The sequence below is a fragment of the Pseudomonas sp. QC2 genome (assembly GCF_002859085.1).
GTDB lineage: Bacteria > Pseudomonadota > Gammaproteobacteria > Pseudomonadales > Pseudomonadaceae > Aquipseudomonas > Aquipseudomonas petroselini.
The window spans coordinates 171,410-188,817 of the sequence record NZ_PKKS01000010.1 but is presented as its reverse complement, the minus strand read 5'-3'; the positions used below and the strand labels follow the sequence as shown (position 1 = coordinate 188,817).

Annotated in this window: 9 protein-coding genes; 7 read left to right on the top strand and 2 right to left on the bottom strand. The window is 62.8% G+C overall.

What is annotated here, in order from left to right; translation table 11 throughout:
• Positions 1-7 precede the first annotated feature (7 nt).
• From QCBJ_RS10280 to uvrA, 4 genes are all read left to right on the top strand, one after another.
• Positions 8-1,420, top strand: coding sequence for a DNA polymerase Y family protein (locus tag QCBJ_RS10280; RefSeq protein WP_102060732.1), 1,413 nt, complete (start codon positions 8-10; stop codon positions 1,418-1,420).
• Complete coding sequence (locus QCBJ_RS10275; protein ID WP_102060731.1) at positions 1,417-4,488, top strand: error-prone DNA polymerase; 3,072 nt, start codon at positions 1,417-1,419, stop codon at positions 4,486-4,488. The genes QCBJ_RS10280 and QCBJ_RS10275 overlap by 4 nt, the downstream gene beginning before the upstream one ends.
• A gap of 126 nt (positions 4,489-4,614) precedes the next feature.
• Positions 4,615-6,327, top strand: coding sequence for an ATP-binding protein (locus QCBJ_RS10270; RefSeq protein WP_046034722.1), 1,713 nt, complete (start codon positions 4,615-4,617; stop codon positions 6,325-6,327).
• A complete protein-coding gene (gene uvrA, locus QCBJ_RS10265; protein ID WP_102060730.1) occupies positions 6,324-8,843 on the top strand; it encodes an excinuclease ABC subunit UvrA in 2,520 nt (839 codons plus the stop codon). The genes QCBJ_RS10270 and uvrA overlap by 4 nt, the downstream gene beginning before the upstream one ends.
• 144 nt (positions 8,844-8,987) lie before the next feature.
• On the opposite strand, the gene tkt is transcribed toward uvrA, so the two are convergent.
• Complete coding sequence (gene tkt, locus QCBJ_RS10260; RefSeq protein WP_102060729.1) at positions 8,988-11,051, bottom strand: transketolase; 2,064 nt, start codon at positions 11,049-11,051, stop codon at positions 8,988-8,990.
• 174 nt (positions 11,052-11,225) lie between these two features.
• Here tkt and QCBJ_RS10255 point away from each other — a divergent pair, with 174 nt between their 5' ends.
• Entirely contained in the window at positions 11,226-11,450 is a 225-nt protein-coding gene (locus QCBJ_RS10255) for a DUF465 domain-containing protein (RefSeq protein WP_102060728.1), read from the top strand.
• A 156-nt stretch (positions 11,451-11,606) separates the two neighbouring features.
• Here QCBJ_RS10255 and QCBJ_RS10250 read toward each other — a convergent pair whose 3' ends face one another.
• The gene (locus tag QCBJ_RS10250; RefSeq protein ID WP_102060830.1) at positions 11,607-12,983 is read right to left on the bottom strand and encodes a VOC family protein; all 1,377 of its coding nucleotides are present in this window, start codon (positions 12,981-12,983) and stop codon (positions 11,607-11,609) included.
• A 289-nt stretch (positions 12,984-13,272) separates the two neighbouring features.
• Between QCBJ_RS10250 and QCBJ_RS10245 the strand changes: the two genes are divergently transcribed.
• Complete coding sequence (locus tag QCBJ_RS10245) at positions 13,273-14,682, top strand: OprD family outer membrane porin (RefSeq protein WP_012724744.1); 1,410 nt, start codon at positions 13,273-13,275, stop codon at positions 14,680-14,682.
• A gap of 69 nt (positions 14,683-14,751) precedes the next feature.
• Positions 14,752-17,391 (top strand): glucosidase, encoded by a 2,640-nt coding sequence (locus QCBJ_RS10240; protein WP_102060727.1) that lies wholly within the window; start codon positions 14,752-14,754, stop codon positions 17,389-17,391.
• Positions 17,392-17,408: the final 17 nt, after the last annotated feature.

Genomic DNA, 17,408 nt, shown 5'->3' with positions numbered 1-17,408 from the left:
GGTTGCCATGCGCTGGGTGTGTATTGTCTTCCCGCAATTGGCGCTGGACGGGGTGCAGCGTGTGCACCCCGAGCCGGACCAACCCCTGGCCCTGCTGGCCGGCACGCCACAGCGCCGCGTCCTGCAAACCGTCAATGACGCTGCCCGCGCCTTGGGCTTGCGTCCCGGTCAATCCCTGGCGGCGGCGCAGGCCCTGACCAAGACCTTTGCCAGCGCCGAATATGACCCCGCCGAGATCGAACGCCACCAACAATTCCTCGCCGCCTGGGCCTACCAGTTCAGCTCCCAGGTCAGCCTGTATTATCCACGGGCCTTGTTGTTCGAAATCGAGTCGAGCCTGGGTCTGTTCGGGCCGTGGCCGCAGTTCGAAGCGCGTTTGCGCAAGGAGCTGGCTGAACTGGGCTTTCGTCACCGCATTGTCGCTGCGCCCAACCCCGCCGCCGCGCGGGCGCTGGCGAATATCGAGGATGGCCTGGCGGTGCAGGATGACGGCTTGATGCAGGCCCTGGGGCCGCTGCCCATTGACCGCGCCGGCCTTGACCCGCAGGCCGCCACGGCCTTGTCGCGCATGGGGCTGCGCACCCTGGCCCAGGTGCAGGCGTTGCCCCGGCACACCTTGGCGCGCCGCTTTGATGCCAGCCTGCTCAAGCATCTGGATGCATTGAGCGGGCAGCGCCCATTGGCCTTGGCGTTTTACCAGCCGCCCGACCGGTTCGATGTGCGCATCGAGCTGAATTTCGATGTGCAATCCCACCAGGCGCTGCTGTTTCCGCTAAGACGTCTGACTGGCGATCTGTCCGCCTTCCTGTGTGGCCGTGACAGTGGCGTGCAACGCTTCGACCTGCAGCTGGAACACGCCCAGGCAACCGACACGGTGATCAAGGTCGGCCTGCTCAGCGCCGAGCGCGAACCGGCGATGCTGTTTGAATTGGCCCGTGGCCGTCTGGAGCACGTCCAAGTCACCTCGCCGGTGCGCGGTGTTCGCCTGGTGGCCCAGGACTTGCCGGTGTTCGTGCCGCAACGCCAGGACCTGTTCGACGACCGTCCGCAGCAGACGTTGCCGTGGGCGCAATTGCGCGAACGCCTGCGTGCCCGTTTGGGCGATGAGGCGGTGCAAGGCCTGCGCTTTCACGCCGACCACCGCCCCGAATGCGCCTGGCAAGCGGCGACGGATAAACACCCGTGCCCGCCCCTGAACAACGTGCACCGTCCGGGTTGGCTGCTGAGCACGCCCACACTGCTGGCCGAGCACGGTGTGCATATCCTGATGGGCCCGGAACGCATCGAGTCCGGCTGGTGGGACGGCGCCGATGTGCGCCGCGACTACTACCTGATCCAGACCCGCGCCGGCCAGCAAGGCTGGGCCTACCGCACCGTGGGGCAGAACGATGGGCTGTGGCTGCAAGGCTGGTTTGCATGAGCTACGCCGAGCTGCACTGCCTGTCCAACTTCAGCTTCCAGCGCGGCGCGTCCAGTGCGCTGGAGTTGTTCGAACGGGCCAAACGCCAAGGCTACAGTGCCCTGGCGATCACCGATGAGTGCACCCTGGCGGGCATCGTGCGTGCGTGGCAGGCGGCGAAGGCCGTGGAGCTGCCGCTGATTATCGGCAGCGAAGTGCGCATCGAGAACGGCCCGAAACTGGTGCTGCTGGTGGAAGACCTCAGCGGCTACCAGCACCTGTGTCGCTTGATCACCCTGGCCCGACGGCGCGCAGAAAAAGGCAGCTATCGCCTGTTGCTGGAGGACTTCGACACACCGCTGCCCGGCCTCTTGGCGCTGTGGGTGGCTGAAGACAGCGACACCCAGGCCTCGATCCAATGGCTGCGCCGCACCTTCGCCGAGCGGCTGTGGCTGGCGGTGCACCTGCATTGCGGCCAGGACGATGCGCACCGCCTGGAACAACGCCTGAACCTGGCCGCCAGCCTGCGCATTCCGGCCGTGGCCTGCGGCGATGTGCACATGCATGCGCGTGGCCGCCGCGCCCTGCAGGACACCATGACCGCCATCCGTCATCACGTGCCGGTGGCCGAGGCCGGCACGCGCCTGCACCCCAATGGCGAGCGGCATCTGCGCAGCCTCGACGCCCTGGCCGCGCTGTACCCGCACGCCTTGCTCGACGAAACCCAGGCCATCGCCCGCCGCTGCACGTTCGATTTGAGCCAGTTGCGTTACCACTATCCACGCGAACTGGTGCCCGAGGGCCACGACGCCGAATCCTGGCTGCGCGCGGTGACCGAAGCAGGCATCGCCCAGCGTTGGCCGCAGGGTGTCGACGCCCACACCTTGCAGCAGATCCACAAAGAGCTGGCGCTGATCAGCGAGCTGGGCTACGAAAGCTACTTCCTCACCGTGCACGACATCGTGCGCTTCGCCCGCAGCCGTTCGATCCTGTGCCAGGGCCGGGGCTCGGCGGCCAACTCGGCGGTGTGTTTTGCCCTGGGGATCACCGAGATCGACCCGAGCCTGACGAGCATGCTGTTCGAGCGCTTCCTGTCCAAGGAGCGCAATGAACCGCCGGACATCGACGTGGACTTCGAACACGAGCGCCGCGAAGAAGTGCTGCAGTACGTGTTCCAGCGTTACGGCCGCACCCGCGCGGCGCTGACGGCGGTGGTCAGCAGTTACCACGCGGCCGGCGCGGTGCGGGATGTGGCCAAGGCCCTGGGCTTGCCGCCGGACCAGATCAACGCCTTGGCCGACTGCTGCGGGCGCTGGAGTGACGACGCGCCGCCCCTGGAGCGCTTGCGCGAGGGCGGCTTCGACCCGCAAAGCCCGATCCTGCGTCGCGTGCTCACGCTCACCCAACAACTCATCGGCTTTCCCCGGCACCTGTCCCAGCACCCCGGCGGCTTTGTGATTTCCGAATACCCGCTGGACACCCTGGTACCGGTGGAAAACGCCGCCATGGCCGAGCGCACCATCATCCAGTGGGACAAGGACGACCTCGATGCCGTCGGCCTGCTCAAGGTGGATATCCTCGCCCTGGGCATGCTCAGCGCGATCCGCCGCTGTTTCGATCTGTTGCGCCGCCATCGCAACCGGGATTTTTCTTTGGCGAGCCTTCCCAAGGAAGACCCGGCCACCTACGCGATGATCAGCAAGGCCGACACCATCGGCGTGTTCCAGATCGAGTCGCGGGCGCAGATGTCGATGTTGCCCAGGCTCAGGCCGCAGACGTTCTATGACCTGGTGATCGAGGTCGCCATCGTGCGGCCGGGGCCGATCCAAGGCGGCATGGTGCACCCGTATTTGCGGCGGCGGAACAAGGAAGAGGAAACCACCTATCCGTCACCGGAGCTGGAGGTGGTGTTGGAGCGCACGCTGGGCATCCCACTGTTCCAGGAGCAGGTGATGCAGATCGCCATGGTCGCTGCCGACTACGGCCCCGGCGAGGCCGACCAACTGCGCCGCTCCATGGCGGCCTGGAAACGCCACGGTGGCCTGGAACCGCACCAGGAGCGCCTGCGCACCGGCATGCTGAAAAACGGCTACAGCGAAGAATTTGCCGCGCAGATCTTCGAGCAGATCAAGGGCTTTGGCAGCTATGGTTTCCCCGAATCCCACGCAGCCAGTTTCGCCTTGCTGACCTACGCCAGTTGCTGGCTCAAATGCCATGAGCCGGCGGCGTTTGCCTGTGCGCTGATCAACAGCTGGCCCATGGGTTTCTACAGCCCGGACCAGATCCTGCAGGATGCGCGGCGCCATCGTTTGCAGATTCGCCCGGTGGATGTGCAGGCCAGTGACTGGGATTGCAGCCTGGAGCCCATCGACGGCGCGCAGCCGGCGATTCGCATGGGCTTGCGCATGATCGCGGGGTTACGCGAAGAGGAGGGTCGGCGTATCGAAACGGCGCGCCAACGCGGGGTGTTCAGCGACATCGCCGACTTGGACGCGCGCGCCGGGCTGGATGCGCGCACCCAGGCATTGTTGGCGGATGCCGGTGCCTTGCGCGCCCTGGCCGACAACCGGCACAAGGCGCGCTGGGAGGTGGCGGGGGTGCACAAGCAACTCGGGCTGTTCGCTGGCCTGCCAAGCCCCGATGAAGCCGTGGTGGCACTGCCGGCGCCGACGGTGGGCGAGGACCTGCAGGCCGACTACGCCACTGTCGGCACGACTTTGGGCCCACACCCATTGGCGTTGTTGCGCACCGAGCTGCGCAAACGGCGCTGCCGCAGCTCGCAGGAACTGATGCTGGTCGAGCATGGGCGCAACGTCAGCATCGCCGGCTTGGTGACCGGACGGCAACGCCCCGGTACCGCCAGCGGGGTGACCTTCGTGACCCTGGAAGATGAATTCGGCAACCTCAATGTGGTGGTCTGGCGTGATCTTGCCGAGCGTCAACGCCAAGCGCTGGTGGGCTCGCGGTTGCTGAAAGTGGATGGGCGCTGGGAGGCGGTGGGCGAAGTGCGACACCTGATCGCCGGGCGCTTGACCGACCTGACGTCGCTGTTGGAAGGGATCCCTGTGCGCAGTCGCGATTTCCACTGAAGAGGCCTTGCAGCGGTTGCCACGGATAAGCTATACGCAAATGAAACGATTCATTGCGGCCAGGCTCCAACGCTTTACCAGTGGAACAGCGCTCCCCAACAACGCTAACGTCGCCAAGAGCCCAACATGCAATTTTTATCCAATACCCACGGCTGCGAAGGCTGGGGCGGTGAAATGGCCCAGCGAATCCGCGCCTTCGATTGGTCGACCACCGAGTTGGGCCCGATTGACAAGTGGCCTTGCAGCCTGAGCAGCACGGTGCAGATGCTGCTGGCCTCACCCATGCCCATGGTGATGCTCTGGGGCTCGGTGGGGTACATGATCTACAACGACAGTTACTCCGTGTTTGCCGGTGGTCGCCACCCGTATCTGCTGGGCAAACCGGTGGAACTGGGCTGGCCGGAAGTGGCCGATTTCAATCGGCATGTGCTGGACACATGCCTTGCCGGTGGCACGTTGTCGTACCGTGACTTTCCCTTGGAGTTGTCACGTAACGGCCAACCGGAAGAAGTCTGGATGGATCTTTCCTACAGTCCGGTGGCTGACGACAACCAGCAACCCGCCGGCGTGCTAGTGATCGTGACTGAGACCACCGAGCACGTGAAATCCGAGCGTGTGCGCCAGGAACTGACGCACAACCTGGAACAGCGGGTCGCCGACGAAGTGCAGGCGCGCTCTGCTGCCGAAGACCAACTGCGCCAATCGCAAAAACTCGAAGCCATCGGCGGCCTCACCGGCGGCGTGGCCCACGACTTCAATAACCTGCTGCAAGTCATCGCCGGCAACCTGCACCTGCTGTCGCGCCATGAACCGGACAACCCCCAGGTGCAGCGTCGTGTTGCGGCGGCCATTGCGGCGGTGGAGCGTGGTGCCAAGCTGTCGTCACAATTGCTCGCCTTCGCACGTCGCCAACCCTTGTCACCGGCGGTGTACAACCCGCAACGCATCTACGCGGGCCTCGGCGAACTGCTGCAACGGGCGCTGGGGGAAACCATCCATATCGACGTGCAATTGCCTCAGGATTCCTGGTGCATCAACGTTGACCGCAACCAGCTGGAAAACGCACTGCTCAACCTGGCCATCAACGCGCGGGATGCCATGAAAGGCGAGGGCGTGATTCGTATCACCGGCGAGAACATCATCCTCAATCCCGGCGATTGTGCCGGTAAAAGTATCAAGCCCGGTGAGTATGTGCGCCTGGCTGTCACTGATATCGGCGTAGGAATGCCGCCGGCTATCCTGGCGCGGGTATTCGAGCCGTTCTTCACCACCAAGCGCAATGGCCACGGTACAGGCCTGGGCCTGAGCATGGTGTTTGGCTTCGTGCGCCAAAGCGGTGGGCATGTCGAGGTGTGGAGCGAGGAGGGCAAGGGTACGGTGGTGCAAATGTATTTCCCGCGCAGCCTCGGTGACGAAGCTGAGGAAGCCCACGCCGAGCCGGTGTCGCATGCCAATGGCCACGAGACCATCTTGGTGGTTGAGGACAATGAAGACGTGCGCGCGACGGTCGTGGAGTTGCTGGAACAATCGGGTTACACCGTGCTCACGGCCGAAGACGGTGACCGTGCGATGCACATGCTGCAAGCCGGCGTGCAACCCGAGCTGATCTTCACCGACGTGGTGATGCCCGGCCGCATCAAGAGCACCGACCTGGCCGCCTGGGCTCGTGCGCAGACGCCGCCGGTCGCGGTGCTGTTCACCTCCGGCCACACCCGCGACATTCTCTCCAGCAATCACCTGCTGAGCCCCGATATTCACCTGTTGAGCAAGCCCTATAGCCCCGAAGCCCTGGCGCAACGGATACGCAGCGTGCTCAGCGTCAGACAAGGTTGTTCATGACTTCACAGCGCACTCCCCCCCCGATCACTGCCCAGCAGCACGGCTTCGTCCGCGTGCGTGGCGCCCGCGAACATAACCTGCAAAACGTCGATGTGGATATTCCCCGCGATGCCTTGGTGGTCTTCACCGGGGTGTCGGGCTCGGGCAAGTCGTCCCTGGCTTTTTCCACGGTGTACGCCGAGGCCCAGCGGCGGTATTTCGAATCGGTGGCGCCTTATGCGCGTCGGCTGATCGACCAGGTCGGGGTGCCGGATGTCGACAGCATCGAAGGCCTGCCGCCCGCCGTGGCCCTGCAACAGCAGCGCGGCACGCCGAGTGCGCGCTCGTCGGTGGGCAGCGTGACCACCTTGTCGAGCTTGATCCGCATGCTGTACTCCCGCGCCGGCAGTTACCCGCCGGGTCAAGCGATGCTGTATGCCGAGGATTTTTCGCCGAACCTGCCCCAAGGTGCGTGCCCACAATGCCATGGCCTGGGCCGTGTCTATGAAGTGACCGAGGCGCTGATGGTGCCCGATCCGTCGCTGACCATCCGCCAGCGCGCAGTGGCGTCCTGGCCGCTGGCGTGGCAAGGCCAGAACCTGCGCGACATCCTCGTGACCCTGGGCTATGACGTGGACATTCCTTGGCGCGAGCTGCCGAAAAAGCAGCGCGACTGGATCCTGTTCACTGAAGAAACTCCCACGGTCCCGGTGTACGCCGGTTTTACGCCCGAGCAAACCCGCGAGGCGTTGAAACGCAAACTCGAGCCCAGCTACCAGGGCACCTTCAGTGGGGCGCGGCGCTATATCCTGCACACCTTCACCCACACCCAAAGTGCGCTGATGAAAAAGCGCGTCTCGCAGTATATGCAAGGCAGCGCCTGCCCGCTGTGCGAGGGCAAGCGGCTGACCAAGGCGGCGCTGTCGGTGAAGTTTGCCGGGGTCGACATTGGTGAGCTGTCGCAATTGTCGCTGGCGCAATTGGCTGAATTGTTGCGGCCGGTGGCGGCGGGGCAGGACAAAATGAAACTGTCGGTGGAAAAGCGCCTGGCCGCGCAGCGTATCGCCCAGGACCTGCTCGAGCGGGTCAGCACCTTGACCGACTTGGGCTTGGGCTATTTGTCCCTGGAGCGCAGTACGCCGACCTTGTCATCCGGTGAGTTGCAGCGCTTGCGCCTGGCGACCCAATTGGGCTCGCAGTTGTTTGGTGTGATTTATGTGCTGGATGAGCCCTCGGCGGGTTTGCATCCGGCGGATGGCGAAGCGTTGTTCACGGCGCTCGAGCGGTTGAAAGCGGCGGGTAATTCGCTGTTTGTGGTGGAGCATGACCTGGAAACCATGCGCCGCGCCGACTGGCTGATCGACGTCGGCCCGGCCGCCGGTGAGCATGGCGGGCAAGTCCTGTACAGCGGTCCGCCGGCGGGGCTGGCGCAGGTGGAGGCGTCGCAGACCCGTGAGTACCTGTTCGCTGAAAAACGCGTGGCAAACCCGGTGCGTCGCGAGCCCACGGGCTGGCTGAAACTGGAAGGTGTGACGCGCAATAACCTCGACGGCTTGAACGTCGATTTCCCGCTCGGCTGCTTCACGGCAGTCACCGGGATTTCCGGGTCGGGCAAGTCCAGCCTGGTCAGCCAGGCACTGCTGGAGCTGGTGGGCAGCGGGCTGGGACGTGTGTTGGACAACGACGAGGAGCCCAGCCTGGAAGATGATGCCCCGCAAACCAGTGGTGGGCGTATCAGCGCGGGGCTGGAGCACATCCGCCGCCTGGTGCAGGTCGACCAGAAACCTATCGGCCGCACGCCGCGCTCCAACCTGGCGACCTACACCGGCTTGTTCGACAACGTGCGCAAACTGTTTGCCGCCACACCTGCCGCGAAAAAACGCCACTACGATGCCGGGCAGTTCTCCTTCAACGTTGCCAAGGGCCGTTGCCCGAACTGCGAGGGCGAGGGGTTTGTCAGTGTTGAATTGCTGTTCATGCCCAGCGTGTACGCGCCATGCCCGACTTGCCATGGCGCGCGTTACAACCCCGAGACCCTGGCGATTAAATGGCAAGGCTTGAGCATCGCCCAGGTGCTGGGGCTGACGGTGGAGCAGGCCGTGGAGGTGTTCGCCGAACAGCCCGGCGTATTGCGTTCATTGCAGGTGCTGCGCGATATCGGCTTGGGGTACCTGCGCCTGGGGCAACCGGCGACCGAACTGTCCGGCGGCGAAGCGCAGCGCATCAAACTCGCCACCGAGCTGCAACGCAATGCCCGAGGCGCCACGCTGTATGTGTTGGATGAACCCACCACCGGGCTGCACCCACGGGATGTCGACCGCTTGCTCAGCCAGTTGAATCACCTGGTGGACGCGGGGCATACGGTGGTTGTGGTGGAGCATGAAATGCGCGTGGTGGCGCAGAGTGACTGGGTGATCGATATCGGACCGGGCGCGGGGGATTTGGGCGGCAAGGTGGTTGCCAGCGGTACGCCGCAGAAGGTTGCTAAAAGCAAGACCAGCCGCACCGCACCATTCCTGGCCCGAGAGCTGATCTAGCAATCAAAACAGATCAAGTGTGGGAGGGGCGGTGCGACGATTCGACTTGCTTCTGATAGCGGTGTGTCAGTCAACTAAATAAGTGTCTGAACCATCGCCATCGGGGGCAAGTCGAATCGTCGCACCGCCCCTCCCACAGGTTGATCACTGTTGAGTCAGGTGGATTTGTGCCTTGGCCTGCTTCACCACGTTGTCCACGGTGAACCCAAACTGCTCCTGCAGCTTGGCCAACGGTGCCGATGCGCCGAAGCTGTTCATCACTACCTTGGCTCCGGTTTGACCGACGTAGCGGTCCCAGCCCAATGGGCCCGCCTGTTCCACCACCACCCGTGCTTTCACCGCTGGCGGCAGCACGCTGTCGCGGTAGGCTTGGTCCTGTTCTTCAAACAGTTCCCAGCTGGGCATCGAGACCACTTGCGCGGCAATCCCTTCGCTTTTCAGTTGTTCGTAAGCGTCCACCGCGAGGCTGACTTCACTGCCCGTCGCCAGCAGCAAGACCTCAGGATGATCGGCACCTGCGAGCACATAGGCACCCTTGGCAGCACCCGATGCGGCGGCATACTTACTACGATCCAGCGTAGGTAATGGCTGACGCGACAACACCACACAACTCGGCCGATGGGTTTGCGCCAGTGCTACTGTCCACAACGCCAGCGTTTCATTGGCATCGCCTGGGCGCAGGGTCAGCAACCCCGGCGTGGCGCGCAGTTGGGTCAGATGTTCGATAGGTTGATGCGTCGGCCCATCTTCACCCACACCGATCGAGTCGTGGGTGAAGACAAACACCACCGGCAACTCCATGATCGCCGCCAGGCGGATCGGCGGCTTCATGTAGTCGCTGAACACCAGGAAGGTCGAGGTGTACGGGCGCAGGTAGGACAACGCCATGCCATTGGCAATGGCGCCCATGGCGTGTTCACGGATGCCGAAGTGCAGGTTGCGCCCCGTGTAGTCGTCAGCGCTGAAGCGCCCGGCACCCTCGAACGTGAGGTTAGTCTTGGTCGAAGGCGACAAATCCGCCGAGCCGCCCAGCAACCACGGGATTTGCTCGGCAAACGCATTCAGCACCTTGCCGCCGGCGGCACGGCTGGCGATGCCCTTGGCGTCGGCGTCAAAGCTGGGCAGATGTTTCTGCCAGTGTTCGGGCATTTCCCCGGCCCGCATACGGCGCAATTCATCGGCCAGTTCCGGCTCGTACTGCTCAAGCTGCGCCAGGTGCTCGTTCCACTTTTCATACAGCGGCTCACTGCGGTCCAGCAGCGCATCACGCAAGTGCGTGCGGGCGTCATCGGGCACCAGGAAGCTGGAGTCCTCGGGCCAGCCATATGCGGCTTTGGTCAGGCGGATTTCATCCTCGCCCAAAGGCTCGCCATGGGCGGCGGCCGTGTTGTGTTTGTGCGGTGAGCCATAGCCGATCACGCTGTCGACCACGATCAGGGTCGGTGCGCCACGGTTGCAATGGAAGGCCTCCAAGGCATTGCCCAAGGCTTGCAAGTCGTTGGCATCGGTCACGTGCAGGGTGTGCCAGCCATACGCCTGGAAACGTTTGATCACGTCTTCGCTGAACGCAAGCTCGGTGTGGCCTTCGATGCTGATGGTATTGTTGTCATAGATCCAGCACAGCTTGTCCAACTTCAAATGCCCGGCCATCGACGCCGCTTCGCCGCTGATGCCTTCCATCATGTCGCCGTCGCCGCACAGGGTGTAGACGTTGTAGTCGAACAGGGTTTTTTCTTCACGGTTGAACCGCTTGGCCAGCCAGCGCTCGGCAATGGCCATGCCGACGCTGTTGGCACAGCCCTGGCCGAGCGGGCCGGTGGTGGTCTCCACACCGGTGGTCATGCGGTACTCGGGGTGGCCGGGGGTTTTCGAACCCGCCTGCCGAAACTGCTTGATATCGTCCAGGCTGACAGCGGCTTGGCCGGTGCGCTCGCCATCAGCATCCAACTCCACCACGCCTGCCAGGTGCAGCAACGAATACAGCAACATCGATGCATGACCGACCGACAATACAAAACGGTCGCGGCTGGGCCAGTCGGGGTGTTGGGGGTGATAGCGCAGGAAACGACTCCACAGCGTATACCCCACGGGGGCCAGGCCCATGGGCGTGCCGGGATGGCCGGAATTGGCTTTTTGTACGGCATCCATGGCCAGGGTGCGGATTGTGTTGATGCATTGGGTGTCGACGGCGGTGGCAGCTTGCTTCATGAACCGGTCTCCCTCGGGTGGCGATCTACAGTGGAGGGCACAGTGCGCCAAAGGTTTGATCCCATCGCCTGTGTTGCGACGAACGGGGATGTATTGACCTTGAACATGACAAGACCCCTCGCAATGGTCTAGCTTCTAGTGCGTAAGCCATTGATCAACTTGCGGAGGTACGCCATGCCAGTGAAACACGACCTGTATCAGGACTTGGGGTTCAGCAAGGAAGTCGTTCACGAACGCAGGGCAAATGACAAACGCCTGGACTCGCTGCTCACTCAATACGACGACGCTGACAAGGAGGTGCTGAAGGCAGAATCAGCAAGCGCCGGCGATGAAGAGGTGGAGAAGCTGAAGAAGAAACGGTTGTTGATCAAAGACGACATTGTGTCGAAGTTGGGGTAGGGGATAGCCCGCGTTCCTACAGGGGGCGCGCACATTTGTTCAGAATTGTCTGAAGGACAGGCTTCTCTTCACTGCCTATGATGCCCACCGCCCACCCGGCTCTGGGGACTGTTGCGGCGCAAGGACTGCGCTGTTGAGCCGGGTGGGCACTTCAATTCAGGCCAGCAGTGCCTGGGTGCATTCATCGATAGAGCGCTGCTGCGTTTCCTCATACAGCTTCAATTCATCAATCGTCCGGCGGCCGAGCGCCTGTTCAAACTCGGCTTGGTTCGAATTGGCCGCGTAGTGACTCTGCGCCGCATCCCCCAGGTTCGACTGAAAGATCCCCGCTGCACTCACCGGCAGAAAATCCTCGTACACCAACGGCTCCACATCAATGTGGCCCGCTGCGATCAGTGCTTCCAGGGTACGCGGTTGCTCGGCGCTGCCGCGCGCCGCCACACCTTGCTCGGTGGTGAGGTAGCGGAAGTAGGCCAGGCCCTGATCACGCATCTGGGCGTGGTTGTCCGGGAAGGCCTGGAAGTGCTGTTCCATCAATTCGACATAACGTGCGGCGTTGCCTTCATTGGGGAAAGCGCCCAGCTCGTCGCGCGCGGCGTTCAGCAGTTGGTCGTACAGCGCGCGGCCTTTGGGCGTAAGGGCCACACCGCGCTGTTCGATCTCGCCAAAGCGTGCGCTGTGGCTGCCTTGGGCGTCGGTGAAGGCGATGGGTTCGTCGAGGGCCTTGAAGCTGGTCTGGCGCAGCAGGATCGGGCAGCGGCGGCGGGGTGGGCCTTCGATCACGGCCTTGGGTGTGATGCCTTTGCCTGGCATGGCGGCCTGGACCTGGTCGATGTCCAGGGTGCGGGGGGTCAGGTGGTTGATGTGCGGGCCTTTGAACGCGACTACGTCGGCGATCAGGCGGTGCTGGTCGCTCAGTTGCTGGTACTGCGCGCCCGTGACGGTGGCGGTGTGGTGCCAGCGGAAGGTTTCCAGGGCCTGGCGGATGAATTCATCCGCGTCCACGGCATTGAGGCCGCCGTCCTTTTCTGCTTGTTCGATCAGCGCCAAGGCTCTTGGGGTAAAGATCGAGCGCTTGGCCAGGGCCGTTTCGGCGAACGCACGCAGGTCGGGTTTTTCGATCAGTTCCAGGCGCAGCAAGGACGTGAACACCCGAAACGGGCTGGTTTGCAGCGCCTGTTCGTGCACGGCGCGAAAGGCGGTGGAGTGCACCGGCACGCCGGCCGGGGTCAGGTCGTAATAGCCCACCGGCTGCATGCCCATCACTGCGAACAGGCGGCTGATGGTCGCCAGCTCGGCGGCGGTGCCCAGGCGGATCGCGCCGTGGCGTTCCCTGTCCAGGCGCTGGATTTCGCCGGTGCGTTGCAGGTGCTGCGCCAGGCCCGGTTCGGTGTCGAGCACGCGGGTATTGGTCTCGGCCACCAACTCCATCAGCGCGCCATACAGTGGAACTTCATCTCGGTACATGTCGGACATGGCCTTGGAAAAGCCCTTGCGGATCTCATCGGGGCAGACATGTGCGGTGGTGGGCATAGAAAAATTCCTGATGGCGATGACGGTGAAGGTGGCCTTTGCCTGGATTTTGTTGAGCGCAGGGCGTGCTTGCAAACGAAGATTCCTCAGGACTTCATTCTGCAAATGAATGAGATGACGTGAATATGACAAAAAACAGCCCGCGGAAAATTTCATTTCCGCGCGGTTTTCCTAACTAATTCTTCACGGAGTCCGCCCCGGCCGGCATGAAAGAATCGTCACGTTTGCAAGGATGAAAACGCCGTTATGCACACCGCACACATAAAAAAATGTTTAGGGGCCGTCGTTAATGAAAATTTCTACACTGGCGCTGTCGATCACCGCCGCCGTTCTTGCACAACACGCATTCGCTGATGATTTCGGGCTCGGTGCCCTGGGCACCGGCAATGGTCACAGCGGTTTCCTTGAAGACAGCCATGCGTCTGTCAGCTCACGGAGCATGTACTACAGCGCGGATAACCGCTCGGGGACCAACAACGACCTGCGCGAAGCGGCAACTGCGCTGCGTTTTGACTACAAATCCGGCTTTACCCAGGGCACCATTGGCCTGGGCTTCGACGTCATGGCCTTCGGCGCGCTGCGCCTGGACGGCGGCGATGGTCACACGGCGGGCGCAGGCCTGGCGGGCAACGGCAACAGCTTTTTTCCGACCAAGAACAACGGCACCGAGCCTGCAGATTCCTTCGGCCGCGCGGCGGGCAACGTGAAGTTCCGTGTTTCCCAGACCGAGTTGCACGTCGGTGGTGGCTTGGCGCCGGTCCTGCCGATCCTGGTTTCCAACGACAGCCGCGTGGCACCGCAGACCTTTGACGGTGGCATCCTTACCTCGAATGACATTCCCAATGTCACCTTCACCGGCGGTGAGTTGAACCGCGCCGAAGGCCGTGCCTCCAGTAACTCCACAGGCTTGAGCGTGGCAGGCGGTACCCGCGACAGCGACAGTTTCAAATTCGGCGGGGTGGACTACAAACCGTTTGGTTCTTCCGACAATGCCATCGCGAAAAACCTGACGTTGCAGTACTACTACGCCCAACTGCAAGACTTCTACAAACAGAACTACGTCGGCCTGGTCCACGTGCTGCCGCTGGGCAATGACCAGTCGTTCAAGACCGACCTGCGCTACTTCGACAGCACCAGCGACGGCAAGAACGGCGAGAGCGGCTACCAGTTCAACAACAACGGCGGCTTTGCCAAGCATGCCAACGAAGTCGACAACAAAACCTACAGTGCGGCCTTCACTTACCAACTGGGCGGCAGCAGCTTGATGCTCGGCCACATTGGCGTGGGTGACGACGGCGGCTTTGTGTGGGTCAACCAGGGCAGCCTGGCCGACCCGCACGCACAAGGCGCCGGCGGCAGCGACTTCTACCTGTTTACCGACGCTGTGGTGGGCCAGTTCTCCCGCGCGGGCGAGCAGGTCAACTTTGGTCAGTACTCGTATGACTTCAAGGCCTACGTGCCTGGCCTGAAGGCTTCCGTGGCGTACCTCGACGGTTCGGACATCAAGTCGAAGGTTGCCGGCGGCCCTGACCAGAAAGAAAACGAAGCCGACTTCCGTCTGGACTACGTGGTGCAAGCCGGTCCTCTGAAAGGCTTCGGTACCACCTTGCGCACCGGCACCTATCACGGCAAAAACACAGGCACCCCCGACCAGGATCAGACTCGCCTGATCTTCAACTACACCTACGCCATCTTCTAAGTCTTCATGTGCATCCGGGCGTCATTGGGTTCTACACTGCCTCTCACCTGGTAGGCGATGGAGGACCCGATGACGGCCACACCCGACAACCGAATACTTGCAACCCTCGAAGGCCAGCGCCTGGCGCAGCAGGATGCCGAGCGTTGGCGCGAGTGGGGCCCTTACTTGAGTGAACGCCAATGGGGCACGGTGCGCGAAGACTACAGCGCCGATGGCGATGCCTGGACTTACTTCCCCCACGAACACGCACGCAGCCGCGCCTACCGATGGGGCGAGGATGGCCTGGCCGGTTTCAGTGACAAGGCGCAACGTTGGTGCCTGGGCCTGGCCCTGTGGAACGAGCGCGATGCGATCATCAAGGAGCGCCTGTTCGGCCTCAATAACGCCGAGGGCAACCACGGTGAAGACGTCAAGGAACTGTACTTTTTCGTCGATGGCGTGCCGAGCCATGCCTACATGCGCATGCTCTACAAATACCCCCATGCAGCCTTTCCCTACGAGGACCTGATCAGCGAAAACGCCCGCCGTGGCTTGGAGGATGCCGAGTACGAGATCCTCGACACCGGCGTGTTCGAAGACAACCGCTACTGCGATGTCAGCGTCGAGTACGCCAAACATCAGCCCGACGACCTCTTCATGCGTATCACGCTGCACAACCGTTCCGAGCAGCCGACCCGCTTGCAGGTGATGCCGCAGTTGTGGGCGCGCAATGACTGGAGCTGGACCTTTGATGCGCCCAAGCCGCAGTTGAAGATGGACGGGGAGCAGGTGCTGGCGCGCCACCCTGAACGGCCGGATCGACATCTCAGCGCCTGGGGCCAGGAGGGGGTGGAGTGGTTGTTCTGCGAGAACGAAACCAACGTTCCCCGCCTGGATGGCCAACCGGCGACGGGACCGTTCAAGGACGGCATCAATGATTACGTGGTCGAGGGTGTTCAATCGGCGATTCGGCGTGACAGCGGCACCAAAGTCGCGGCGCGCTTTATCCTCGAATTGGCAGGCCTTGAGAGTAAAACCCTCTACCTGCGGTTTGCCCCCGTTAACGCGCCGCCGGTCAACGCCCGCAAGCTGTTCGAACAACGCCGCCAAGAGGCGGATGATTTCTACGCCGCCTTGCAACACGGCATCCACGACGACGATGCGCGCAATGTGCAGCGCCAGGCATTGGCTGGCTTGCTGTGGTCCAAGCAGCTGTACTATTTCGATGTGAACCAATGGCTCGACGGCGACCCGGCGCAACCTGCGCCGCCGCCTGAGCGCCTGCATATCCGCAATACTCATTGGCGGCACCTGTCGAACTTCGACATCCTCTCCATGCCCGACACCTGGGAATACCCGTGGTATGCCTCGTGGGACCAGGGCTTCCAGGCGGTGGCCATGGCGCTGATTGATCCGGGGTACGCCAAGCAGCAACTGTTACTGCTGGTGAAAGACCGCTTCATGCACCCCAACGGGCAATTGCCGGCCTATGAATGGCGCTTCGACGACGCTAACCCGCCGGTCCACGCCTGGGCCAGTTGGCGGGTGTACCAGCAGGACAAGGCGCTGAACGGCGTAGGCGACATGGATTTCCTTGAACGGATTTTCCACAAGCTGCTGCTGAATTTTTCCTGGTGGGTCAACCGCAAGGATGCCGAAGGGCGCAACCTGTTCCAGGGCGGTTTCCTGGGGTTGGACAATATCGCCTTGTTCGACCGCTCGGCCGGGCTGCCGCCGGGGTACCAGCTGGATCAGGCCGACGGCACGGCGTGGGTCGCGGCCTATGCGCTGGACTTGATGCGTATCGGCCTGGAGCTGGCCAAGCGCAATGGGGTGTACGTCGACATCGCCGTTAAGTTCTTTGAGCATTTCCTGTACATCGCGGGCGCCATCAACCGCGTCGACGAGAGCGCCGAAGGCCTGTGGGATGAGCAGGACCTGTTCTTCTACGATGTGCTGCACCGGCCCGACGGCCAGAACGAGCCGGTGCGTCTGCGCTCTATCGTCGGGCTGATGCCCCTGTTTGCCGTGCTGGTGCTGGAGCAGCGCGAGCATGAGGGGTTGGAAGGCTTGCGCGAACGCCTGCTCGGGTTCATGAAGCACCGGCCCGACCTGGCCAAGCTGGTCTCGCGCTGGAATGAGCCAGGGCAGGGCAACCGCCTGTTACTGGCGCTGTTACGCGGTGAGCGCACCAAGGACCTGCTGCGGCGCATGCTTGATGACAGCGAGTTTTTGTCGACGTTTGGCGTGCGCTCCTTGTCCAAGGCGTTCGCCGAGCAACCCCTGGCGCTGCAAATGAACGGCAACACCCTCAGTGCACGCTACCAACCCGGCGAATCCGACTCGCGGCTGTATGGCGGCAACTCCAACTGGCGCGGGCCGCTGTGGATGCCGGTGAACTACATGCTGATCGAGTCGTTGCGGGAATTTCACCGCTACTACGCGGATAACTTTTCGGTGGAGTACCCGACCGGCAGCGGTTATCTGTCCTCTCTGGAGGAAGTGGCCGACAGCCTCAGTCAGCGGCTGACGCGGCTGTTTCTCAGGGATGAAAACGGTTCGCGACCGTCGATGGCGGGGTATGCGCAGCTGGAGGCGGACCCGGCCAGCCGTGACCTGGTGTTGTTCCATGAATATTTTCATGGGGAAACCGGGCGCGGGTTGGGGGCGTCCCATCAGACGGGGTGGAGTGCGTTGGTGGCGTTGCTGCTGCAGCCTGGGGTTGAGTAATACGCCGGACAGAGCGC